The 21,876-nt window shown below is 64.2% G+C and carries 18 protein-coding genes; 12 read left to right on the top strand and 6 right to left on the bottom strand.

Annotated elements, in window-relative coordinates:
- Positions 1 to 11 precede the first annotated feature (11 nt).
- The 5 genes from guaB (at position 12) to EPA64_RS15240 (ending at position 9,426) form a co-directional block, all read left to right on the top strand.
- Positions 12 to 1,460: an IMP dehydrogenase gene (gene guaB / locus EPA64_RS15260; protein ID WP_134727168.1), complete on the top strand. Its 1,449-nt coding sequence runs from the start codon at positions 12 to 14 to the stop codon at positions 1,458 to 1,460.
- A 348-nt stretch (positions 1,461 to 1,808) separates the two neighbouring features.
- Complete coding sequence (locus EPA64_RS15255; RefSeq protein WP_134727167.1) at positions 1,809 to 3,353, top strand: hypothetical protein; 1,545 nt, start codon at positions 1,809 to 1,811, stop codon at positions 3,351 to 3,353.
- Positions 3,354 to 3,480: 127 nt separating this feature from the next.
- Positions 3,481 to 6,198 carry a class I SAM-dependent DNA methyltransferase gene (locus EPA64_RS15250; protein ID WP_134727166.1) on the top strand — a complete coding sequence of 906 codons (2,718 nt, stop codon included), beginning with the start codon at positions 3,481 to 3,483 and terminating at the stop codon, positions 6,196 to 6,198.
- Positions 6,195 to 8,252, top strand: coding sequence for a DEAD/DEAH box helicase (locus EPA64_RS15245; RefSeq protein WP_134727165.1), 2,058 nt, complete (start codon positions 6,195 to 6,197; stop codon positions 8,250 to 8,252). Before EPA64_RS15250 ends, EPA64_RS15245 begins: the two co-directional genes overlap by 4 nt.
- The gene (locus EPA64_RS15240; protein WP_134727164.1) at positions 8,245 to 9,426 is read left to right on the top strand and encodes a GIY-YIG nuclease family protein; all 1,182 of its coding nucleotides are present in this window, start codon (positions 8,245 to 8,247) and stop codon (positions 9,424 to 9,426) included. Before EPA64_RS15245 ends, EPA64_RS15240 begins: the two co-directional genes overlap by 8 nt.
- An 88-nt stretch (positions 9,427 to 9,514) precedes the next feature.
- Here EPA64_RS15240 and EPA64_RS15235 read toward each other — a convergent pair whose 3' ends face one another.
- From EPA64_RS15235 to EPA64_RS15215, 6 genes are all read right to left on the bottom strand, one after another.
- Positions 9,515 to 9,874: a hypothetical protein gene (locus EPA64_RS15235; RefSeq protein WP_134727163.1), complete on the bottom strand. Its 360-nt coding sequence runs from the start codon at positions 9,872 to 9,874 to the stop codon at positions 9,515 to 9,517.
- A 385-nt stretch (positions 9,875 to 10,259) separates the two neighbouring features.
- Positions 10,260 to 11,375 carry a hypothetical protein gene (locus EPA64_RS15230; RefSeq protein ID WP_134727162.1) on the bottom strand — a complete coding sequence of 372 codons (1,116 nt, stop codon included), beginning with the start codon at positions 11,373 to 11,375 and terminating at the stop codon, positions 10,260 to 10,262.
- Positions 11,376 to 11,727: 352 nt separating this feature from the next.
- The gene (locus EPA64_RS16960) at positions 11,728 to 11,862 is read right to left on the bottom strand and encodes a hypothetical protein (protein ID WP_281278590.1); all 135 of its coding nucleotides are present in this window, start codon (positions 11,860 to 11,862) and stop codon (positions 11,728 to 11,730) included.
- A 95-nt stretch (positions 11,863 to 11,957) separates the two neighbouring features.
- The gene (locus tag EPA64_RS15225) at positions 11,958 to 14,807 is read right to left on the bottom strand and encodes an ATP-binding protein (RefSeq protein WP_167626682.1); all 2,850 of its coding nucleotides are present in this window, start codon (positions 14,805 to 14,807) and stop codon (positions 11,958 to 11,960) included.
- Positions 14,808 to 14,821: 14 nt separating this feature from the next.
- Complete coding sequence (locus EPA64_RS15220; protein ID WP_134727160.1) at positions 14,822 to 15,418, bottom strand: hypothetical protein; 597 nt, start codon at positions 15,416 to 15,418, stop codon at positions 14,822 to 14,824.
- Positions 15,415 to 17,262 (bottom strand): ABC-three component system protein, encoded by a 1,848-nt coding sequence (locus tag EPA64_RS15215; RefSeq protein ID WP_134727159.1) that lies wholly within the window; start codon positions 17,260 to 17,262, stop codon positions 15,415 to 15,417. Before EPA64_RS15215 ends, EPA64_RS15220 begins: the two co-directional genes overlap by 4 nt.
- Positions 17,263 to 17,565: 303 nt before the next feature.
- Between EPA64_RS15215 and EPA64_RS15210 the strand changes: the two genes are divergently transcribed.
- The 7 genes from EPA64_RS15210 to EPA64_RS16520 form a co-directional block, all read left to right on the top strand.
- The gene (locus tag EPA64_RS15210; protein WP_134727158.1) at positions 17,566 to 18,096 is read left to right on the top strand and encodes a hypothetical protein; all 531 of its coding nucleotides are present in this window, start codon (positions 17,566 to 17,568) and stop codon (positions 18,094 to 18,096) included.
- A complete protein-coding gene (locus EPA64_RS15205; protein ID WP_134727157.1) occupies positions 18,093 to 18,482 on the top strand; it encodes a hypothetical protein in 390 nt (129 codons plus the stop codon). The genes EPA64_RS15210 and EPA64_RS15205 overlap by 4 nt, the downstream gene beginning before the upstream one ends.
- A 63-nt stretch (positions 18,483 to 18,545) precedes the next feature.
- On the top strand, positions 18,546 to 19,151 hold the full coding sequence (locus tag EPA64_RS15200; protein ID WP_134727156.1) for a hypothetical protein: 606 nt from the start codon (positions 18,546 to 18,548) through the stop codon (positions 19,149 to 19,151).
- A gap of 91 nt (positions 19,152 to 19,242) precedes the next feature.
- Positions 19,243 to 19,674: a MerR family transcriptional regulator gene (locus tag EPA64_RS15195; RefSeq protein ID WP_134727155.1), complete on the top strand. Its 432-nt coding sequence runs from the start codon at positions 19,243 to 19,245 to the stop codon at positions 19,672 to 19,674.
- A gap of 1,160 nt (positions 19,675 to 20,834) precedes the next feature.
- On the top strand, positions 20,835 to 21,200 hold the full coding sequence (tnpA, locus tag EPA64_RS15180; RefSeq protein WP_246026790.1) for an IS66-like element accessory protein TnpA: 366 nt from the start codon (positions 20,835 to 20,837) through the stop codon (positions 21,198 to 21,200).
- Positions 21,197 to 21,544: an IS66 family insertion sequence element accessory protein TnpB gene (tnpB, locus tag EPA64_RS15175; RefSeq protein ID WP_134727152.1), complete on the top strand. Its 348-nt coding sequence runs from the start codon at positions 21,197 to 21,199 to the stop codon at positions 21,542 to 21,544. The genes tnpA and tnpB overlap by 4 nt, the downstream gene beginning before the upstream one ends.
- A 59-nt stretch (positions 21,545 to 21,603) precedes the next feature.
- Positions 21,604 to 21,876 (top strand): transposase (locus EPA64_RS16520; RefSeq protein ID WP_220443769.1); only part of this gene is annotated, 273 nt, incomplete at its 3' end.

Here is a 21,876-nt window from a genome sequence, read left to right as displayed (position 1 = left end):
AGGATGATCCCATGCAGATTCGCGAGGCGCTGACCTTCGACGACGTTCTTCTGGTTCCGGCGGCCTCCAGCGTGCTGCCGTCAACCGCCGACGTGACGACCTTTCTCACCCGGTCGATCCAGCTGAACATTCCCCTGATCTCGTCCGCGATGGACACCGTCACCGAAAGCCGCATGGCCATCGCGATGGCGCAGGCGGGCGGGCTGGGGGTCATCCACCGCAACCTGACCGCCGCCCAGCAGGCCGACGAGGTGCGCCGCGTCAAGCGATTCGAAAGCGGCATCGTCTATGACCCGATCACCCTGACGCCCGACCAGACCCTGGCCGACGCCAAGGCCTATCAGGGGCGTTATCACGTGACCGGGTTTCCGGTCGTGGACGAACGGGGCCGCGTGCTGGGCATCGTCACCAACCGCGACATGCGCTTTGCCAGCGACGACCGGACGCCGGTGCGGGCGATGATGACCTCGGACAACCTGGCGATCCTGCGCGAACCCGCCGACCGGGACGAGGCGATCAGCCTGATGAAGGCGCGGCGCATCGAAAAGCTGCTGGTCACCGACGCGGCCGGCAAGCTGACCGGGCTGCTGACGCTGAAGGACACGGAAACCTCGGTGCTGAACCCGCTGGCCTGCAAGGACGACCTGGGCCGCCTGCGGGTCGCCGCCGCATCGACCGTGGGCGACGAGGGGTTCGACCGCAGCGAGGCGCTGATCGACGCGGGCGTCGATCTTGTGGTGATCGACACCGCGCACGGCCATTCCGAAGGCGTGGCCGTCGCCGTCCGCCGGATCAAGGACCGATACCCGAACGTTCAGGTCTGCGCGGGCAACGTGGCGACCGCCAGCGCCGCCCGCGCGCTGGTCGACGCGGGCGCGGACGCGATCAAGGTCGGCATCGGGCCGGGGTCGATCTGCACCACCCGCATCGTCGCGGGCGTGGGTGTGCCGCAGCTGACCGCGATCATGGACGCGGTGGCGGGCGCGGGCGACGTGCCGGTGATCGCGGACGGCGGCATCAAGTATTCGGGCGACTTCGCCAAGGCCATCGCCGCAGGCGCCGCCTGCGCGATGGTGGGCTCGGCCATCGCGGGCACCGACGAAAGCCCGGGCGAGGTGATCCTGTACCAGGGCCGCCAGTTCAAGTCCTATCGCGGCATGGGTTCGCTGGGCGCGATGGCGCGCGGATCGGCCGACCGCTATTTCCAGAAGGACGCGGCCTCCGACAAGCTGGTCCCCGAGGGGATCGAGGGGCAGGTCAGCTACAAGGGTCCGGCCGCGACCGTCATCCACCAGCTGGTCGGCGGCCTGCGCGCCGCAATGGGATATACCGGCAACGCCAGCGTGGCCCAGATGCGCGGCGGCTGCGAGTTCGTGCGGATCACCGGGGCGGGCCTGAAGGAAAGCCACGTGCACGACGTGCAGATCACGCGGGAGTCGCCGAATTATCGTCTTGGTTAATCAAGGCATTAGGTTATTTTTTCCGCTACATGGACCTGTCGGATCGTGTACGGCAAATCAAAGACTTACGGAAGCATCAGCGCGTCCAACTGACGCAAACTGAAGCTGAAACGATAGGGTGGGCGATTTACTGATGTAGACGCAGTAGCGGATGCCGGGCCAGCGCTCTGTGGCCCAATCATTCCTCGTCGGGGTTGAGGGCCGAAGAGTAGCAAAAGAACCCGTCAACTGAACTGGCGGGGACGAGAACCTGCACCGTGCCGCCTAAAATTAGCAGGCAGCAGCCGTTTCAAACAGGGCAGGCCGATCCGGTTTCCGGCACTCCGTTCAGGGACCCAGTTCCTGGGCATGGAACGCCTCGATCGATCTCACTTTTCGGACGCCGCGCCAGCCGCGCGCTTGCTTTCGACCACAGACTACGTGCGCCTGCTGCATCCACTCGGGGCGGTCGGCAAACCCACAATCATGACCATTCAGGGCCGGGATCAGGCGGTCAGCCGCGTTTGCGATCTTGCCGCTGCGCCTTTTATCGCGGAAACCTGTCTCGATCACTCGGCCTATGTGTCACTCAACCGGTTTCATGGTCCCCGGCGCGACGCCCATCTTGCGGCTCTCAATGCAGTCTACCTGGACCTCGACGTAGATCTCGCTCCTTCGGGGATCGCCTCCAACTGGGACATGTGGTCGCTCCAGTTCAGTATCGAGACAGAAGCGCGAGGGCTGCCGGAACCGTCCATCCTGCTGCACACAGGTCGAGGAATGGCGGCGATCTGGATGCTGGAGCCGCTGCCCCCTCAGGCTCGGAGCAGGTGGAAAGCGGCGCTCGGCGCGCTCATCAGTTTGTACAAAGATTTGGGAGCTGACCCGAAGTGCAGCGATACCACTCGTGTCTTCCGCCTTCCAGGCACGATCAACCGCAAGAGCGGGCGCCGGGTCACCATCATGGAGGGGTCGTTGCGGCGGTTTCCCTTCGAGGCCATCGAAGACGCGATCTATAAGGCAGCGGGCCGTCCAACTCGCCAGGTGCTGAATGAACGGAAAGCAAGGCGCGAGCGTGGCGCAGGTGGCCAGCGCGCGGCGGGACTGTCCCCGAGCCGCCGGTTCTCAGCCGTGCAACGAGATCTCGAGCGTCTCTGCGAAGCGTGGGGCGGCACCGTTCCAGAGGGTCGCCGCAACATCTGGCTGCACCTTTGGGCGACATGCCAGACCCACCAACAGGATCCCGGCGATATCGAGGCCAGAGTCTCGCTAACCGCAGCGACGGCGGTGCCGGGACTGACGTCCTCCGAGGTAAATGCGATTGCCAGGCAGGCACGCCACCAGGCCGATCTGCCCATGACATCGAAGCCGATACGGGACGGCCGTTATCACTATTCTGGGGCAACTATAGCCGGTCTTCTGGGCGTTTCCGATGAGGAGGCGCGAGTCTTGGGCCTTGAGCAAGTATTCTCCACGGGGGAACGCAAGCGCCGGAAGGCAGATCGGGAGCGGCAGCGACGCGCTCGAGCGGGTACGAAACCACGGTCGGCGTATCTGGCTGAGAGCACGATCTCTCGCGCCCAGCCGTGGCTCGCAGCGGGCGTATCCCGTGCGACCTGGTATCGGCAGCGAAAAGCTGCACGCGGAGGCGCCGGCCAGCCAAGTCACGCTCCTGATCCTGATGAGACAAATGCGTGCCCGCTACAAGGGGGCTATGCCTTGCCGCAGGCCCAAGCGGGGAGACAACGTCTCCCCGCTAAGAGCCCTTTCCAGCAGAAATCCCCCACTCACCCGGCGATCCCTGAAAAACTTCTCATGACCCGCCGACGACACATGAACTCGCGGTCGGCAACGCAACGTCGATCAACCTTTCAGCGGACGATGGCAACGATGGCCTGGATCATCCCCGCATGAACCGGCTCCGCCGATGCGCGCTCCCACCCGATGGATTTCCCGCTCGCCGGTCGGTAGAGCTTGCCTGCGCGCAACGAAGCAGGGGGGGCGAATCCTCTGCACGTTGCCGGCGTGGGGGGAAGGCACCATGAACGCAGTCGAAATCGAGGAAGCCGTTTCGGCGCTGGCGGCCGAGCCGTTTGACCCTGCAGAGTTCCCGTTCGCCTTCCTGACTGCCTTCGGTATGAAGGCAACCACCCTCGCGCGGCTGCGCCAGGGCGCGTCGAACAACTCGGACGCTGGCGGCATCCTGCAGCGCAACAACATCCACATCCTGACCACCCCTCCCGGCGAGACACTGGCCGGCCTCGCCCATATGCGGGAAAGCCCGCAGACCGCGCGGCAGAAAGCGAAGTTCATCCTTGCCACCGACGGGCAGCAGGTCGAGGCCGAGGAGATCGCCTCGGGCGAGGTGCTGTCGGTCCCCTTCGCGGAACTCGGCGACCACTTCAGCTTCTTCCTGTCGCTCGCCGGCATCTCGACGGTAGCCGAGGTCAAGAACAACCCGATCGACATCAAGGCGACGGGGCGGCTGAACCGGCTCTACCTGCAGCTGCTGAAGGACAACCCCGCTTGGGGCACGGCGGCCAAGCGCGGCGATCTCAACCGCTTCATGGCGCGGCTGATCTTCTGCTTCTTCGCCGAGGACACCGGCATCTTCACCGGCGAGACGCTGTTCACCGCCACGCTGACGCAGATGACGCAGGCCGACGGCTCCAACACCGCCGAGGTGCTGGCGGAACTGTTCCGCGCCATGACCCTCGACCCACGCCGCAGCCCGCGCGGGGTGCGGCCCTGGGCGGACGTGTTCCCCTATGTCAACGGCGGGCTCTTCGCGGATGACATCGGCTGCCCCGCCTTCACCCGCACCTCGCGCGCCTATCTGCTGCGGGCGGGGGAACTGGACTGGAAGCGGATCAATCCGGACATCTTCGGGTCCATGATCCAGGCGGTCGCGGATGATGACGAGCGCGGGCAACTGGGGATGCACTACACATCCGTCCCGAACATCAGGAAGGTGCTGGACCCGCTGTTCCTCGACGACCTGCGCGCGCAGCTGGAACGGGCGGGAACGAACAAGCGGATGCTGTTCAGCCTGCGCCAGCGGCTGGCGCGCATCCGGGTGTTCGACCCGGCCTGCGGGTCGGGCAACTTCCTGGTCATCGCCTATATCCAGATGCGCGAGATCGAGGCCGAGATCATGGCCCGCCGCGGCGAGGCGATGGAGCGCTCGGCCATCGCCCTGACGCAGTTCTACGGCATCGAGATCAAAAGCTTCGCGGCCGAGATCGCGCGCCTCTCGCTGCTGATCGCCGAGTTCCAGTGCGACGTGCGCTTCATCGGCCAGGCCGAGGCCCGCGCGCTGGTCCTGCCGCTGCACGCGACCGGCAACATCGTGACCGGCAACGCGCTGCGGATTGCGTGGGAGGCGGTGTGCCCCCCGGCGGCGGCGGCGGTGGACGAGGACCTGGGCGGGCCGACGGGGCGGCTGGCGCTGGAGGGCGGGCCGGAGTGGGAGACGTATATCTGCGGGAACCCGCCGTATCAGGGAAGTGTCGGTCAGACGCGGGAACAAAAAGACGACATGGCCCTCGTATTTAGAGGTCTTCTGAAGGCCTATAAGGATCTCGATTATGTTGCTGCATGGTTCGTTCGAGCCGCCTTCTTCCTGAAGCATACCTCGGGGCACGCGGCGTTCGTTGCAACGAACTCGATCACACAGGGTGAGCAGGTTGCGATGCTCTGGCCTATCTTGTTTTCTGAGGGTGTTCGAATCGGGTTCGCTCATAGTTCTTTTGTGTGGGCGAACAACGCCGCAAACAACGCCGGCGTTACCTGCGTCATTGTCGGTATTACGAATAAGGCCGGAGATCCGGCGCTGCATGAGGAGGGAGTCGCTCGTGTAGTCGCCAACATTACGCCTTATCTCACGGGCGGCGATAACGTTGTTGTGACAAAGCAAACTTCATCGCTGGCCAATCTTCCACTTATGCAGTCGGGCAATCAGCCGTCGGACGACGGTCAGTTTGTTCTTAATGCCGAGGAAGCGAAATCGTTGGCGCGCTCCTGCCCCAAAGCTGCGAAATGGATCCGCAAGTTCATGGGCGCTCGGGAGTTCATACGCGCAGAAGAGAGGTATTGCATTTGGATTAATGATGATGACAGAAGCGAGGCGCTCGCCGTTCCAGAGATTTGTAGGCGCGTGGGCGAGGTTCGCGCATTTCGGCTCGGAAGCCGAGGAAAACAGGCCAATGACCATGCGCCGTTTCCTCATCGGTTTGTTTATCGGCCGCATCGGGAAACGCCTGCGATCATCATTCCAAAAGTGTCTTCCGAGCGCCGCCAATATCTTCCTTGTGGTTATGTGACCTCCGATACTGTCGTCTCTAATCTGGCGTCAGTTATCTACGACGCCCCGCTCTGGAATCTCGCGCTGATCGCCTCGCGCATCCACCTCGTCTGGATCGCCACCGTCTGCGGCAAGCTGAAGACCGACTTCCGCTACTCCAACACCCTCGGCTGGAACACCTTCCCCGTCCCGAAGCTCACCGCCGCCGACAAGGCCGCGCTGACCGCCTGCGCCGAGGACATCCTGCTGACCCGCGAGGCGCATTTCCCCGCCACCATCGCCGACCTCTACGACCCGGAAAACATGCCCGCCGACCTGCGCGCCGCGCATGACCGCAACGACGAGGTGCTGGAGCGCATCTATATCGGCCGCCGCTTCCGCAACGATACCGAGCGGCTGGAGCATCTGTTCGCGCTCTATACCAGGATGACGAAGGCGGAGGGGAAACGCGCATGAGGGACAACAGGGACACCGTCAGCGCCGCGCCCTCGGTCTCGGTCAGCCTTGGCCGGACCGGGGCCGCGCAGGCGCAGGACGAGTTGGGGATGCGCCCGATGCAGGCCCGCGTCTGGTCGCGCCGGGGCGAGCAATACCTGCTGATCAAGTCGCCCCCCGCCTCGGGCAAGTCGCGGGCGCTGATGTTCGTGGCGCTGGACAAGCTGGAGAACCAGGGCCTGCGGCAGGCCATCGTCGTGGTCCCCGAACGCTCGATCGGCGCGTCCTTCCGCGATACCCGGCTGACGGAGGGCGGCTTCTGGGCCGACTGGACCGTGGCGCCGCAATGGAACCTGTGCAACGCGCCGGGGGCCGACGACGCGGGCGCCGCGCGCGGCAAGGTCGCGGCGGTGCGCGCGTTCCTCGCCAGCCCCGACCGCGTGCTGGTCTGCACCCACGCCAGCTTCCGCTTCGCCGTCGAGGAGCTGGGCGTCGAGGCCTTCGACGACCGCCTGATCGCGATTGACGAGTTCCACCACGTCAGCGCCAGCCCCGACAGCCGCCTCGGCTCGCAGCTGCGGGCCTTCATGGCGCGCGACCGGGTGCATGTGGTGGCGATGACCGGCAGCTATTTCCGCGGCGACGCCGTGGCCGTGCTGGCGCCCGAGGACGAGGCGCGGTTCGAGACCGTGACCTACACCTATTACGAGCAACTGAACGGCTACCGCTGGCTGAAGTCGCTGGACATCGGCTATTACTTCTACTCCGGCCGCTACATGGACGCGATCGCCGCGGTGCTGGACCCGGCCCTGAAGACCATCGTCCACATCCCCAACGTGAACGCCCGCGAAAGCCTCGGCGACAAGATCCGCGAGGCCGAGGAGATCATGGGCGCGCTCGGCGTCTGGAAGGGCACCGACGAGGCGACCGGCTTCCAGTTGATTCAGCGCCCGGACGGCCGCGTGCTGCGCGTGGCCGACCTGGTGGACGACGAGCGCCACCGCGAGCGGGTGCTGGCCGCGCTGAAGGACCCGGCGCAGGCCGAGAACCGCGAGCACGTGGACATCATCATTGCGCTCGGCATGGCGAAGGAGGGCTTCGACTGGATCTGGTGCGAGCACGCGCTGACCGTGGGTTATCGCAGTTCGCTGACCGAGGTGGTCCAGATCATCGGCCGCGCGACGCGCGACGCGCCGGGCAAGACCCGCGCGCGTTTCACCAACCTGATCGCCGAACCCGCCGCCGACGACCAGATCGTGAACGAGGCGGTGAACGACACGCTGAAGGCCATCGCCGCCAGCCTGCTCATGGAGCAGGTGCTGGCCCCGAAGTTCGAGTTCACGCCGAAGGCCGCGGGCGAGAGGCCCGGCTTCGACTACGGCGAGGGCGGCTACAAGCCCGGCGCGGTCGGCTTCAACGAGGCCGCGGGACAGTTCCACATGGAGATCGGCGGGCTGGTCGAGCCGAAATCCCCCGAGGTGCGCCGCATCTGCGCGCAGGACGTGAACGAGGTCCTGGCCGCATTCGTGCAGGACCGCACCGTGCTGGAACGCGGCGTCTTCGATGAGGAAACCCCGGCCGAGGAGCTGACCCAGCTCCGCATGGGCCGCATCATCGCCACCCGCTATCCCGAGCTGACCGAGGAGGACCGCGAGGCCGTCCGCCAGCACGCCGTGGCCGCATTGGCGCTGACGCAGGAAATCAAGCGCCGCACGCCGCCGCACGAGCCGGGCGAGGAGGGGCCAAACACCGCCTTCGTGGACGGCGCGCGGCGGTTCGTGCTGGAGGTGCGCGAGCTGGAGATCGACCTGATCGACCGCATCAACCCCTTCCAGACCGCCCGCGCCATCCTCGGCAAGGCGATGAACGAGGAAAACCTGCGCCGCATCGCCGAGGTAATTGCAAAGAAGCGCGTGAACATCCCCTTGGACGAAGCGCGCGAACTCGCCGAACGCGCCATCCGCTTCAAGCGCGAGTCGGGCCGCCTGCCCTCGCTGACCGCCGCCGACCCCTACGAGCGCCGCATGGCGGAAGGCATTGCCGTCCTGCAGCGCGAGGCCGCTCGGAATGTCTGACCGCAGCGACCTCGACATTCTCGCCGATCTCGGGCTTGAACCGGCCAGGCCGAAGGCCGAGGCACGCTCGCCCCGAGAGGCGCGCATCATCGCGGGCTTCGAGGACATCCTGCGCTTCGCCGCCGAACACGGCCGCCCGCCGCGCCATGAGGGCGATGTCTTCGAACGCCTCTACGCCGTCCGCCTCGATCGCCTGCGCGCGCTGCCCGAGGCGGTCGCATTGCTGACCGATCTGGACACCGGCGGCCTGCTGACTGCAGCGGCCGACGAGCCGATAGACGACGCAGCACTGCTGGCGGCGCTTGGCGTTGACGAACAGAATGATGGACTAACCGAATTGCGCCACGTCCGCTCGCCCGCCGAACGGCAGGCAGCGGAGGAGGTCGCCACGCGCGAGCCCTGCGCCAACTTCGCCGACTACGCGCCGCTGTTCGAGGCAGTCCGCAGCGACCTTGCCGCTGGCACCCGCCGCATGCGCCGGTTCGAGCGCAAGGCAGAGATCGAACAGGGCCGGTTCTTCGTATTGGAGGGGCTGCTCGCCTATGTCGCCGAGGCGGGAGAGGCCTACATCAACGCTTCCGGCAACAGCGACCGCCGACTGCGAGTAATTTACGACAACGGCACCGAGAGCAATCTCCTGCAACGCTCGCTGCAGAAGGCGCTGACCCAAGACGACAACGGCCGCCGTGTGACGGAGTCTCGGGTCGGGCCGCTGTTCGGTGACGATGGCATCGAGGGAACGGAAACCGGAGCGATCTACGTGCTCCGTAGTCTATCTGATCATCCTTATGTGGCCGCTCACCGCGACGTCATCCACAAGATCGGCGTAACGGGTGGGCAAGTGGAACGGCGATTCGTCAACGCCGTTCGGGACCCGACATTCTTGATGGCTGAGGTGGAGGTCGTCGCGACCTTCACGCTCTACGATATCCGCCGCAGCGCTTTGGAAAACCTTCTCCACCGCTTTTTCGCCGACGCCCGCCTTGAAATCCAGATCGACGATCGTTTTGGTAACCCGGTCCAACCGCGCGAGTGGTTCATGGTGCCGTTTCCGGCCATCAAGGAAGCAGTTGAGCATATCAGAGAGGGCACGCTTCACAACTACCTATATCGACCGGCCGAAGCCACGCTCGCCCATGTTGAAACGGCCGACGTTTCTCTCCCAACTCGATGAACGTTTAGACGTTTCACGACAAGCTTAAAATCATGATAACGGGCCATCGTAATCCGATGGCCCGTTGGCAATTCTGAACAGTCATGCTTCAGTATTCGTTCAAAGGTCGCGAGAGTAACTTCTCAGGCATAATTCCGCACGCAGCCACTCCACGGAGGAGGATCATAGCCGCGTCCTGATTCCGGTGATCTAACCTTGCGAGGTCAAGATAGCACAGGATATCCTCGTCGTTGCCCCTGAAGCAAACTTGCAAAATGCGACGGGCGCCTTCCGAAGCACCCGAGGCTCCCGCTGCGAGCAATTCAATGCGAGAGACGGCAGCCGCGAATTCTGTCGTTTTTGTCTCGGCCTTTCGCTCTCGTCCCCAAGTCATCGCCGCAATCATGTCCTGCCGGGCTTGCTGTTCAAGGCGCTGGGTTTTGTCGTCTTCCGTGATTTTGTAGATCATGGTACTTAGAGTTCCTCTCTTGCTTTCGATGACGGCCATCAAGCCCTGTTTTGAACTGGCGCAAGCGTCCCACTGATCGGCGTGACGGCCTCCCGCGCAGATTCCAGCGCTTTGACTTCGTCTGCTGCCTCGGCGTCGGCGGCTATGTTGGGCCACCGCGTATTCCGGGCTGAGCAGAAGATGGCTTCGTTGTGCGTGTGACGGAAAAAAATATCCTGATGAGGCGTTTTATCGGACATGTCGCAGAGGCCCATGAAGAGCCAGGTGCGTTGCGGAACCTGACTGCATGTCTGGATCCGGAAGTGGTATGATGACCTGCGTCAGCGACGCTTGATGCGAGAAGGCTTAGCGAGGCTGCCGGTTGCCTAAGACTCTTGCAAGATTATCATCGTTCCCGCTCTCGGCCCTGCCGTATCAGATCAACCTTCCTCAGCGCTTGCATGGCCGCTCGAACGAATGGGACCTCCAGAAGCCCAAGCTTGACCGCTGCGGAGCGGATCGCGACTCCGAGTTCGCGCAGTTCCTCGATCGTCTCGGTGAGCCACTTGGCTTTGCGCTCGGTCTCCGTCTCACGCTCTCGCAGCGCCTCTTCGTATTCCGCCAGCGCTCTCGCCTTTCTGGCTCGCTCAGCCTCGGCTTTGCGGTCTTCAACCAGCCGCTTGCGGATCGCGGCCTCATCCTCGGCCTGGCGGTTGCGGGCGGCAGCGTCATCTTCCAAACGCCGCTGTTGGGCTGCCCTTTGATCCTGTTCCTCGCGCGCCAGAGTTGCAAGACAGTCCGCTTCGGCTCGCCGTTCGGCCGCTTGGAGATCCTTGGCCGTAAGCTCCGCAGTGGCTTGCTGGGCAGCCTCTTCGCGGGCGGCGCCAATGTCTCGCCGGGCTTTTTCGACGGCACCGGCGAGCAGATCGTTGGCATGCCGGATGAGTTCCTCAGGAGTGCCATGACTCTCGTGAAACTGCATGAGAAGTTGGTCACGGGCGCGCTGGGTCTGATGACGATGGCGCACCTGAGGATCAAGGGCGCCGATCAGTTCAAGCAGGTCCAAGGCGAGATCCTGCTTCGCTCCCTTCCTCAGCCTTCCGGACCGCGACGCAGCCTCGGCGGCCTGTTTCTTCATGATCCACTTCCGACGTGCTCGCGTCGAGCCATCGGGCAATGGCTCAGCTTCGGTATCACCGAAAAACGCACGTATGCTCTGCTCATCGAGCATCGCGTCGGCAACCTTGACGGCGTCCCTTGTTGCTTTCGCTCTTTGCTCTCCGCGGACAATGTTCATGCGGCGGTATTCGTCGCGGCTGAACCACGCCGCGATAACATCCTGGGCGACCTCATAGCCTCGCCTCTCGTCGCCCACCCCGCCAACGCAGCGGTGATGGGTCGTCCGGTAGAGCCACTTCCCGGCCGCAAAGCGCATGGACGGTTCCTTGAACACCCGGTCTGATAGCAGCCCATGAAAATGGCCGGATTGTTCATCGAGGTCATAGCGCAGATAGACGCACATGTCGCCAAATTCTTCTTCGACAAAACGTTTCCCGACCTCCCTTTCTCAGGCGCCAGCGGAAGGCAAACCGCACTACGTACCGCCAGCAAGCAATTTTGCCGCTGTGGTCCGCACGCTTTCCGATGGCAGAATCGGGCGCAGTTCTCCTCCACGCGATTCTGCGGCAAAGGAGCGTGCAGCCAAAAGCGATGGCGCTCCTGGCGGCAGAAGTTGTCCCTCCTGCGGTCACGGAATAGTTGGCACGCTGCGGCCCATACGGATCGGCGTGCGACCGATGCCACGCCATGGCCGAACCTCGTGGCCAAGCGCGCGTTCTATATAACCATCCGGCGTCGGCCGCAGACGGGCGCTCTTAGGTCGTGGGTTTGGAGGCGTTGGGTTTGCTTGGCGGCGGAGCCAATTTCTCCGCGAGATGGTCGAAGCGTTCAACGATCTCTTCGATGTGGGTATCCTCTGGATCGAAATATCCGCCCGACCAGCGGCTCATTCGGCTATCCTTGGGGGACGTCGAGACCAGTTCAAGGGCAGGAGATCCGGCACGCTGGAAGCAGTCGTGTTGGGAAACCGCTCCACAGTCCACCGTCAGCCAAGAGGATAGATTGTGCTTAGCGAGACGCCGCTACGGCCATTGCCGTCGAGCTCGATAACGCGCAACGGATCCGATAGACCTGAGGGCGTCTCGATCTGACCAATGGCGGCAAACTTCTCGATGAGGTGGCGCGCGAGCGCTCGGCTCGAAGTCGTAATGACCAGATTGAGCGACTTGCTGTTTTCAAGGATCGTCGCGCGCAGGATGTCGAGCAACCCGACGCGGTTAAGATCGTCGAGATGGATGACGGGTTCGTCAAGGAAGAAGGTCCCGCCCAAGCTTCGGGCGCGTGCAAGGAACAGCGCGAGTGCGAGATCCTGCCGCTGACCTTGGCTGAAATCTTTACCTGGATCGAGCTGCTCGCCGCCAGCATCGGCGAGCCAGTGCAGGAAGTCGCTATCCTCGCCGAGGTTGATGCGGTCGAACACACGATTAGCATGCATCCGCGCGAACAGCGGATTTACTACCCGGCTCAAGTCTTGGGCCTGCTTGCGACTGGTAGTCGCATAGGCTTTCTGAAAGATCGCACGCGCGCGATTGGCGGCGGCGATGCGCGCGGCCATGCGCCTCTGGCGCTCAAGCGACGGCGAGATGGCACTTCGCAGGGTATCGAGACGCTCGCGTCTTGCCTCGGAAGCCCATGCAGCACGCGACGCTTCGATGTGTGCGTCCGCTGATTGGAGGCGCTGGATGTCGTTGGCGAGCTCCGTCTTGAGCGTGGCAAGCGCACTGTCGGACCATTCAGCGTCGGGTGCCGCTGCGTCCCAAGCTGTGTGCAGGCCCGCGAGCTCCGCGGCCCTATCCCGCAATGTCGCGCGGCATTCGCGAAGGCGTTGCTGGGTGCCCGCATGGCTGGCGCGCAACTGGTCACGGTCTGCGATGGCAGTCTCGATCGCTTTAGACAACTCAGCAAGCTGGAGGTGGATGTTCTGTTCGCGGATCCCGAAAGTGGTCGCAAGCTGGTCGAGTAATCCCGATACCATGGTTTCCGGTGGGAGAAGCGGCGCCCGGCTGTTAGGCAGGGTCGGAGATAGTGCATTGCGTGCAGCGATCAGCGCCGCGAGGGCATCGGCGACGTTGAGCCGGGCGTCTGCTGCCGCGATCTCCTCCAACGTACGATCAGTGGAAAGGCCGAGCCAAGCGGCGTCGCGGGCTCGCTCCTCAGCCGAAGCAGCAAGCGCGGCGCGCTCCTTCTCCAGCGCGGCGATGGTCGCCGCGACGGACATGGCTGCGTCGAGACGGGTGCGAGCCGCTTGAGCCGTCTCGGATGCGAAATCCGCTACGCGGCGCATGGTCTCAAGGATCGCCGGTCCCGCGACCAACGTATTCTCTATCGCGGCGCTCAGCGCGGCGGGATTGTCCCAATCATGCGCGCAGGTCGGGCATCGGCTGGTGCCGCCATGGTCGTGCGACAGAAAGTCGCGAGCGGCGGCTTGCAGCCGCGCAACTGGTTCAGCTGACGCATCAAGCGTAGTCCGAGCTGCGCGCGCCTCGGCGTCAGCATCGGCCGCGCCGCGCCGCAGGATGGCCATTGCTTCCTCAGAGACGCGCTCGGGCGCCCGCCGGTCGATTTCGGCATCAATTAAACGGAGGCGCTCAATGGCACCCGCCGACTGCTCGAGTGAAGTCTTGAGCGAGGCGAGTTGGCGGCGGCGATCCCTGCGCGCGGCCTCGGTCCAGCGGGCTTCGACGAGATGATTCGAAAGAGAGGCGAGTGATTGGGGGGTACCGGTCAGCAGGCCGGCGTCGAGAAGAGCCGCAAGAAGGGAGGAGCTGAGATTGCCAAGCCGGTCTTTGGCACTCGCCAAGGCGCGCGCGGCCTCGTCGGCGACCTCGCGCTCGGATGTACGTTCGGTGAGTGCGGCAGCAGCCGCGCGACCTCGCTCTTCGATATGGGCGAGTTCGGCGGCAAGCCGGGATTCGAGTACAGTGTTCTCCTCGACCGTCGCCTTGAGCGACCCCCGTGCGCTCCATTGCGCTTCGACGCGCTGCATCGCCGCGCTGCGCAGGTCGTGGGCATGGCGCTGGCGCCGATAGGTCGCAGTCAGCGCTTCAAGCCAATCGTCGAGAGAAGCGCCATCGTCCAAACCGTCACGGCCAAGCTCGAGCAGCATCGCAGCGGCGGCGGCTTCAGACCGTGCAGAGACGGTTCGCGCGCTCTCATCCATGACAGCGCCCTCCAAAGCCAACTCCAGGTCGCGAATTTCTGCGAGCTGCTGTTCGTTCAACTGGGCCAGCGGGCGCAGCCGAGAGCTGAGTTCGCTGGCATATTTCTCGCACTGACGCTCGGCGTCGAGGAGATGGCGGATGCCAAGCAAGTCGGCGAAGACCTGGGTGCGCCGTTCGATGGTCTCCTCGTCGGTGTCGACCAGCGCAGCAAGGGCCTCTGCGCTGAGGAAGCGCGTGCCCTTGAGCCAGCGCTGGCGCAGATTGATAGCGGTTAAATGATGCGCCTCGTCGGCGGCGGCGGCCGGCGCGAGCAGCGTGAGCAGTTCGTGTGGGCCCACCCGTGTCGCGTTGATGCGCATGGTACCCGAGAGCGCGTGAGAATGCGCGCCTTCGGCATGGCGCGCGAGGAAGCGCGGGGCCCCCGCCACGAACAGGTCGGCCTCGACCGATGGCGCTTGGTCCACGACGGCAAACTTCGATCGCAGAACATGCGCGTTGAAGTCCTTGCCAGCCTTTAATCGCTCGACTTGGCTGGTGAGCAGCCATTCGGCGGCCTCGCACATCGTCGTCTTGCCAGTACCGTTGGGCGCGAAGACGAGCGTCAGAGGTGCACTAAGGTCGAATCTGACCGGATCGCTGATCCCGCGGAAACCGGAAATGCCGAGCGATCTCAAGCGGACGCCGCGCATCACGCTGCCCCGTCGTTCAGGAGGACCGCGGACACGCCGATGGCATCGAGCTCTTCCCAAAGCGCTTTCGCCTCAGCGTCGATCGCGGGCCATTGCAATTCGGCACCGGGCAAGAGCTCGGCTTCAGGGAGCCCAACGACAGTGATATCGGCAACGCGACGCCAAGGTACGGTGGCATGGTCGGGGTCGTCAGGGGTAGAAGGCCAGATCAGGTGTTTACGGCAGACCTGCGCTGAGAGCTCAAGTCGGCGTACATCCTCACGTGCCTCCTCTTCGGGCATCATCGGGAGGGCGAGCACGAGATATCCGTCGATAGGACGTCCGCCCGCTTGGCGCTCGCCGGCGATCAGCACTTCGTCGAACCAACGCTGCGCGGTATGGGCCGCCGTTTCGAATGTCGCCGCGTCGTTTGCCGAACAGGGCCAAAGCAGCAACTGGGCGTAAGGCGAGGACCAGAGCGCGATGCCATCGGGAGCAGCTGCAGCGCCGTCGATCTGGGGCAACAGTGTGGCGCGCACGAGGCCCACCTTGGCGCAAAGCGGATCGAGCGCCGCATAGGCTGTGGCCAATTCTGCCCCGCCGGTCGGTTTAGTCATTGCCCATTCCTCTCCTCAAGGAAACTGCCAATGCGCTCGAACAACGCCGCTACCCGCGTGTCGTCCTCGGCTTCCTCATAATCGGCATAGACCGACGTGACATGCGATAGGCTGAGCCCTACAACTCGGCGGAGCGACTGCGCCTCGGTAATGTCCCCGGCCGACGCGGCGAGCGATCCGCCGGCCGCGAGCGCCGCATCGGCAGGCGGCGCGAGGCTGATGTCGTCGCGGCGATCCTGACCAATCTCGCCGTCGGCAAGCGCACCCACCGGCGTCCCGCCGAACACGACAAGATCGGGGTGTGCACCTCCGCGCAGCCGCCAGCTGGCGAGATGCCGCTGCATCGATTTAGGCGACTCGTTTGGCGAGCGCCAGATGAGCAGGTGACAACGCTGCGCCTCGATTTGGAGTTGCCCGGTCAGTCCGGCGCCGGTCTGCCAAGAAACGCCGTCGATCGACCGGACGGTCGCCAGTGCGTGTAGCCCGGCTTTTAAAGCGGTCGTCACTTCGGCCTCCGCCAGCGCGTCGGGATTGCGGGAACCGTCGATGATGACTCCATCCAGTGTGGCGCGGAGGATCGTGGCAGGCAATGGCGGCGCCCTGCTGTCGAGTTGACCGTTGATCAGCGCGATTCCCTCAGCGAGCCGCGGCGCCATTCCCGCGCCGGGCGGATGGCGCCGAAAGAATCGAGAAATTTCACATGCCTCCGCCGCGGGCGCGGGCGCGATCGGAGACGCAAGCCCCTCTTCGGTGATCCGACAGTACATATTGCCGCGCCAGACCTGCGTGCCGTTAACGGGGTCGTAAGGCGACCAGCCAACCGCGCCGGCCGTCGCGCAGCCGTGGGTATGGCGGACGACGGCGCCGGCGATCCCTTGGGCATTAAGGGCGCGTGCCACCGGCAGATCATCCTGTCCCTTGGGGAGCGACCGGAAAGGCGCGAATACGCCGGTTAGACTGCGCCACTTATCCTGCTCTTCCTCGGGTCGGGGCTGGTCATGGGCAATGTTGCAGAGGGCGACCGCGCCGGGACGCCCGACGAGAACGGTGTTGAGCAGTGCGTCGATGGCGATCCCCCAATTGGCGTTGAAGCCAGGTTGAAGGAGTGATCCCACCACCAGCGCAGGCCGTTCGACCGCGATGTCGGCAAGAATCGCCTGGACACGCGCTTGCGGTGAGCCGGGGCGCTGCGCGGCTGGCTGGATGAGATCGGCGCAAATTAGCGGGAACAAATCGAGATCATCGTACCGCAGATGCAGGATGATCTCACCTTGTTGGAGATCAGGGAGCTGGACGGCCTCGATTCCCTGTTGGAGGAAGTTCTTTAGGTAGACGATGCAATGGGTGGTGCCTCCCGGATCGTGGATCCAGCACCAGCCGCCGTTGATCCGCATCACAGGGCTTACCGGGTTAGTGTCTTCGCGCCAGCTCAGATGACGCACCGTACCGCTTGGCACCGCTGCGGCCTGCCAGTCGAGCACGGCTTGGGCCCGCGTCGCCCCGAAACCGGCAAGCAGCACGAGAGGCCGGTTCGCGCCACGCACCAAGTCATCGACTGCCGGCCAGTCGGGAGAACCGAACGCATACTCTGGCGCCACGATGAGCACCGGTTCGCCGCTTGGGATCAACTGCCGCAAAACAGGCTGCGGATGGGCCGGACCACCAACGATGAGATCGCGTAGTGCCTTGACCGCCATCGGCCGACTGGCGTCGCCTTCAACGGCGGCCTGTGACGACGGCAGCTGAAGCAGGCACAGGTTGAGTTGGCCTGCTGCGGTAAGGATTGTGGTATCAATCTCGACGCGTGTGTGGCCGTCCGCAAAGTAATGACTGACGTTAGGCATGTGTGCTTCAGGAATCCGGCAAGTGTTCTGGCGCCCTCACCTCAGAGGGTCTCAACCCCGCGTCATACCCTAAGGCCCAAACGCAACAATGCTCAAGGTGCCCTCGTGCCCTCTTTGGCTCACACTCCAAGGAGGGAACTTAGCAGGGAATGCCAAGGCAGCTAAGGATTGTTATCCCTCAGCCAGTTCCCGTCCCCGCGTTGTCGGCGTGTGTCTGGCGACACGCCGCCAGCGCAGGGCCGACTTGGTGAGGTTGGGATGTGAGCGTTGGTGGGTGTCGTTCCCTGAGCACAAGAGGACGATATGCTCCACCAGACCCCAGAGACGACCAGCGCGCGGCCGGTGCCGCAGGGCTGGCGCAACACGATCGCCGTCGGCGACATCATCCGCTGGACGCTGACCGGCGATACCCAGGCAGTCGCGCTGATCGTCGATGTCGAGACCGTTGCCGGTTGGCAGGTGCTGACCATCGCACCGGGCGTCGATGACCATGCCCAACCGGTGCGTCCGGGTACGCTGCGCCTCACCCGTCTCGATGAGGTGCGCCAGTCTGGCCTCCTGCGACCCGTGCGCTTTGATCTGGAGCGCAGGTTCTCCATCGCGCCGTCCCATCCGGCGCTCACGGCGACGCAGGAACCGCCGGTTGTGGGCCATCTCTGCGAACGCGCGTTGGAGCGATTGCACACGCAACGCGCCAGGATCCACGCCCTCCGTGACATCGCCGCGTGGCGGCGGGCGGAGCGGCGGGCGGCACGGACTGGCGACCGCCGCACCGGCTGGCGGCTGTCTCCACCGGCGGCGCAGCCGCAACGCGCGCAGGAGGGTCGGCAATGATCGCCCCTTCCCGCCACCAGTTGTTCATCGAGCAGAAGCCGGCCACCGATTTCGAGCGGCTCGAAGATATCGGCGCGAATGCCATTGCGGCGGCGCGCCACGCGCTCGCCCGGTGTGGGGCGCTCGACGGTGACATTGCCTACGCGTTGCGCCGAGAAATCGCCGACCTGCGGAAGATTGCCGAGGAGGGCTCGGCGCTCACGAAAGACGCCCGCGACAGCCTGCACAGCCTCGTCCTCGCCCTGAAGGGCCGCGCGGATGCCGACACGGCGACCGCGATCGGCCCGGCGCTGGAAGCGCTCATCGAATGCATCACGGCATCTGAGCGCGTGGCGGACCTGCTTGCTGCCGAGCGGCATATCGGCCGGTGCCGCGGCATCGCCTGACCAGGCCATGCCGGCGCGCGATGCCGCGCCGGCACTTCATCCAACATCATCGAAGAGTTATCTATGACCACCGATCCCATCGGCTGGGCCGCCTCGCTGCGTCCTGGCACCGTCCTTTCGTTCCGCTTCCCGCTCGGGGAAGGCGAGGGCAGGGCCAAGACCCGCCCGTGCCTCGTCATCGCAACGACGCTGCGGGAGGGTGAGCGCTTCATCACGATCGCCTATGGCACCAGCGCCGGTAGCCGGTCGAACCGCGGCCTCGACCTCGATCTGTCCGATCGCAGCGAATGGGAGGCTGCCGGCCTGCGTCGCCGCAGTCGCTTCGTGCTGATGCGCCGCGTGACGGTGCCGGCGACGGATGCCGGGTTCAATCTGCGCAACGGCGGCACCCCTGTGATCGGCCTCCTGCCGCGATCCGCGATGGTGACCCTCCATAAACTGGTTGGGCTGCTCGGCAACGGGATCGCCGAGGACCGCCGTGGCGGATCAGCCGGGGCGAGACTGACGAAGCGTCAACCGCAGCACGGCATCTGCTGGCAACGGCGGAGGGGAGGGCGCCTGGCTCAGGTCGCGGTGGAGCATCGCCGACGCAGACGGGTGCCCGCCACGGGCTTGCGGCAAGCAGGGGCCCGCCTGCAAGGGCATCAACACGTCCGAGCGGATGGGTGAACCCCATCGAGAAATTTCGAAAGCTGCGCTGGCACGCGTCTCATCTCCCCGGTGCCACATCGATCGTGGTGCCAAGAAAAGGAGTGGCCCGATGAGCCACATGACCAATACCTTCCACGCCCCGCAGGGGATCGACAAAACTGAAAAATGCGGAGTCACCCCCGACACCGGTCCGACGCTCTACAATCGGGAGGTCGGCGATGTCGAAAGGCGCGATCTGAATCTCATGTGCTCACTGCCATCGGCTGTGCAACAGCGGGGAAACAGCAAGTTTGCATTATGGTCTGAAAAGGAAGCAGCGGCCATTCTGAATATGTCCAGCCGTAAACTGGCCGAACTCCGCAAGGCAGGGGAGATCGGCTTTATGAAGACGCCCACTATCCAGTATTGGGAGCAGCATCTGCTGGATTATCTCGCGCGCTGCGAAGTGAAGGCAGGGCAACAGCTGACAGCCCGCTTTGGCTATCGAGCCGCAGGAATCCACTCTGACTGCAATTACAACGCATTGGCTGACGTTGTCTAACGCGTCTGAGGTAACTAAATGAAAAAGATCGATAGTATCGGCCGCTTCTCTATTTGTGAAGATAGGGGGAAACTGTACCTGCGTTGGTGGGACCGCCCCGCACAGCGCACTCGCTCCAAACGACTTGCAGCCGAGACGCCGAAGGCTGCCCGTTCCGAGGCGAAGACTGTCATTCGTACCATTGCTGAGCCCTTGGAGCTTATCGCACCTAAGCGCCGCATCACCAAGGATCCAGAGTTCCGCGAAGTCTGGCTTTCGTATGAGCGAGAGAAGGAGGGAACTCTCTCGAAAGAGCGTTTCGGATTGCTGAAGAACCGCCTCGACATCTATTACCGCCCCAACATCTGGCACGATTCGATGTCGAATATGCCGATGGCAGTGCGCCGGTTCGTGCGTCTTCTGCAAAAGGCTGAGTATAGCCGAATGAAGGGAAAGGCTCGCGCCGCTGCGACCGCCGACGATCATCGCAAGCTCCACCCCAACACGATCGTGGACATCGTCCGACCGGTGATTGAAGTCTGCTCCCTTGCCCGGCAGATGGGTCTTACGGACATTGCGCCGCCCGAAATGCCGCGGATTTCCGGAGTGACAGCTCCGGCAGATCGGCCGAAGAAGGGACGCTATCTTTCCTTCGACGAAATCGCCAAGCTGATTGATGCGGCCGAGCGCCAACATATTCGCGATCTTCTGATCTTGGCGCTCGGGACTGGCGCGAGAGTCGGATCTCTGTGCGACATGGAGGGAGCCTATGTCCATTCCGATCTTGGCGTCATCAACCTGATGAAGNACCCAATCAGCCATACACAGAAGACCTGACACTCTCCAATCGTCAGGCCGACAATCTCAGCCTTGGACCCCGCACGCTCGATCAGGTTCAAGGCATCGGGAATGTCGATCCGGCCTTCGGCCACGTCCCCGAAATCATGCTCACCGCGCCCCGGCCGTGCAAACAGCACAGAGCGAAAGTTGCGAGGGTGAACTGGCCCCTTTTTCGACCGGACACTCGGGCATGACCATGGAGGCTTAGGGATATCCCTAAGCACGTGCTTATGTCTGACTATGAGATCATCACCGATGTATCCGTCCGGCGTGACTGCTCTGCCACGGTAAGAGAGTGATCGATAGTGTCCACTATGGATGGTGGACACTATGGTGCTTGCGTGGCGCGTCGGACGAAGCGGCTCTGGACGGACGAGGAGAAGCGGACGATCTGCTTTCAGACGACTGCACCGGGCGTTTCGGTTGCTCAGGTCGCGCGGCGTTACGCGGTCAACGCGAACCTGATCTTCAAATGGCTGCGCGATCCTCGTTTTGCGCCCGAGGCTGAGGCGTGCTCTCGCGAGGGTGCGAAGTTTCTGCCGGTCGAGATCGTGCAGGATACCAGGGCAGCCCCGGCTGTCCCTGATGCGCCTGTCGCCGAGGTGGGCCGGATCGAGATCGAACTCGCCGGCGGGCAGCGGATGCGGGTCACGGGGCGCTACGATCCCGAGGCTCTGGCGCGGCTGATCCGGGGGCTGACGGCGTGATCCCGGTGCCGACCAACACGCGGGTGTGGCTCGCGGCCGGGGTCACGGACATGCGCAAGGGCTTTGCGGCCTTGGCGGCACAGGCCGAGGCGGTGCTGAAGCAGGATCCGTTCGGTGGGCATCTGTTTGTGTTCCGGGGCCGGCGCGGCGATCTGGTCAAGGTGATCTGGTGGGATGGCCAGGGCGCCTGCATGTTCATGAAGCGGCTGGAGCGGGGCCGGTTCGTCTGGCCTTCCACCACCGAGGGCAAGATCGCGCTATCGGCCGCGCAGCTGGCGATGCTGCTGGAAGGGATCGACTGGCGGACCCCGCAGCGGACCTGGCAGCCCTTGGCGGCCGGATAAGCGACTGGCCCTAATCGTTGAGGATTCCCAGCCGGAATCCAGCCCGTTAAGCTCGTCTCATGCTCGACGAGCCCGCCATCCTGCCGGAAGATCCCGAGGAGCTGCGCAGCTTCACCGCGCGGCTCCTGGCGGAGGTGAAGGCCCAGGCGATCCTGATCGAGAAGCTCCGGCACCAACTGGCCGGGCACCGTGCGCACCGGTTCGGCGCGTCATCTGAGACGGCAGAACAACTCCACCTCGCCCTCGAGACCAGCGAGATCGCCGCCGCCGCGATGACGGCGCGGATGAAGCTGCCAGACGTCGATGAGAAGGATAAACCGAAGCGTCGCCCG

This window comes from Paracoccus luteus, from assembly GCF_004522155.1.
GTDB lineage: Bacteria > Pseudomonadota > Alphaproteobacteria > Rhodobacterales > Rhodobacteraceae > Paracoccus > Paracoccus luteus.
This window is presented reverse-complemented; position numbering and strand designations above follow the sequence as displayed.

Bases quoted from the DNA above. Each gene is read 5' to 3' on its own strand.
- EPA64_RS15245 (WP_134727165.1), top strand. From the start codon at position 6,195: ATGAGGGACAACAGGGACACCGTCAGCGCCGCGCCCTCGGTCTCGGTC.
- EPA64_RS15250 (WP_134727166.1), top strand. From the start codon at position 3,481: ATGAACGCAGTCGAAATCGAGGAAGCCGTTTCGGCGCTGGCGGCCGAG.
- EPA64_RS15215 (WP_134727159.1), bottom strand. From the start codon at position 17,262: ATGCCTAACGTCAGTCATTACTTTGCGGACGGCCACACACGCGTCGAG.
- EPA64_RS15200 (WP_134727156.1), top strand. From the start codon at position 18,546: ATGACCACCGATCCCATCGGCTGGGCCGCCTCGCTGCGTCCTGGCACC.
- EPA64_RS15240 (WP_134727164.1), top strand. From the start codon at position 8,245: ATGTCTGACCGCAGCGACCTCGACATTCTCGCCGATCTCGGGCTTGAA.
- EPA64_RS15195 (WP_134727155.1), top strand. From the start codon at position 19,243: ATGAGCCACATGACCAATACCTTCCACGCCCCGCAGGGGATCGACAAA.
- EPA64_RS16960 (WP_281278590.1), bottom strand. From the start codon at position 11,862: ATGAGCCGCTGGTCGGGCGGATATTTCGATCCAGAGGATACCCACATC.
- EPA64_RS15255 (WP_134727167.1), top strand. From the start codon at position 1,809: ATGGAACGCCTCGATCGATCTCACTTTTCGGACGCCGCGCCAGCCGCG.
- EPA64_RS15220 (WP_134727160.1), bottom strand. From the start codon at position 15,418: ATGACTAAACCGACCGGCGGGGCAGAATTGGCCACAGCCTATGCGGCG.
- guaB (WP_134727168.1), top strand. From the start codon at position 12: ATGCAGATTCGCGAGGCGCTGACCTTCGACGACGTTCTTCTGGTTCCG.
- EPA64_RS15235 (WP_134727163.1), bottom strand. From the start codon at position 9,874: ATGATCTACAAAATCACGGAAGACGACAAAACCCAGCGCCTTGAACAG.
- EPA64_RS15205 (WP_134727157.1), top strand. From the start codon at position 18,093: ATGATCGCCCCTTCCCGCCACCAGTTGTTCATCGAGCAGAAGCCGGCC.
- EPA64_RS15230 (WP_134727162.1), bottom strand. From the start codon at position 11,375: ATGTGCGTCTATCTGCGCTATGACCTCGATGAACAATCCGGCCATTTT.
- EPA64_RS15210 (WP_134727158.1), top strand. From the start codon at position 17,566: ATGCTCCACCAGACCCCAGAGACGACCAGCGCGCGGCCGGTGCCGCAG.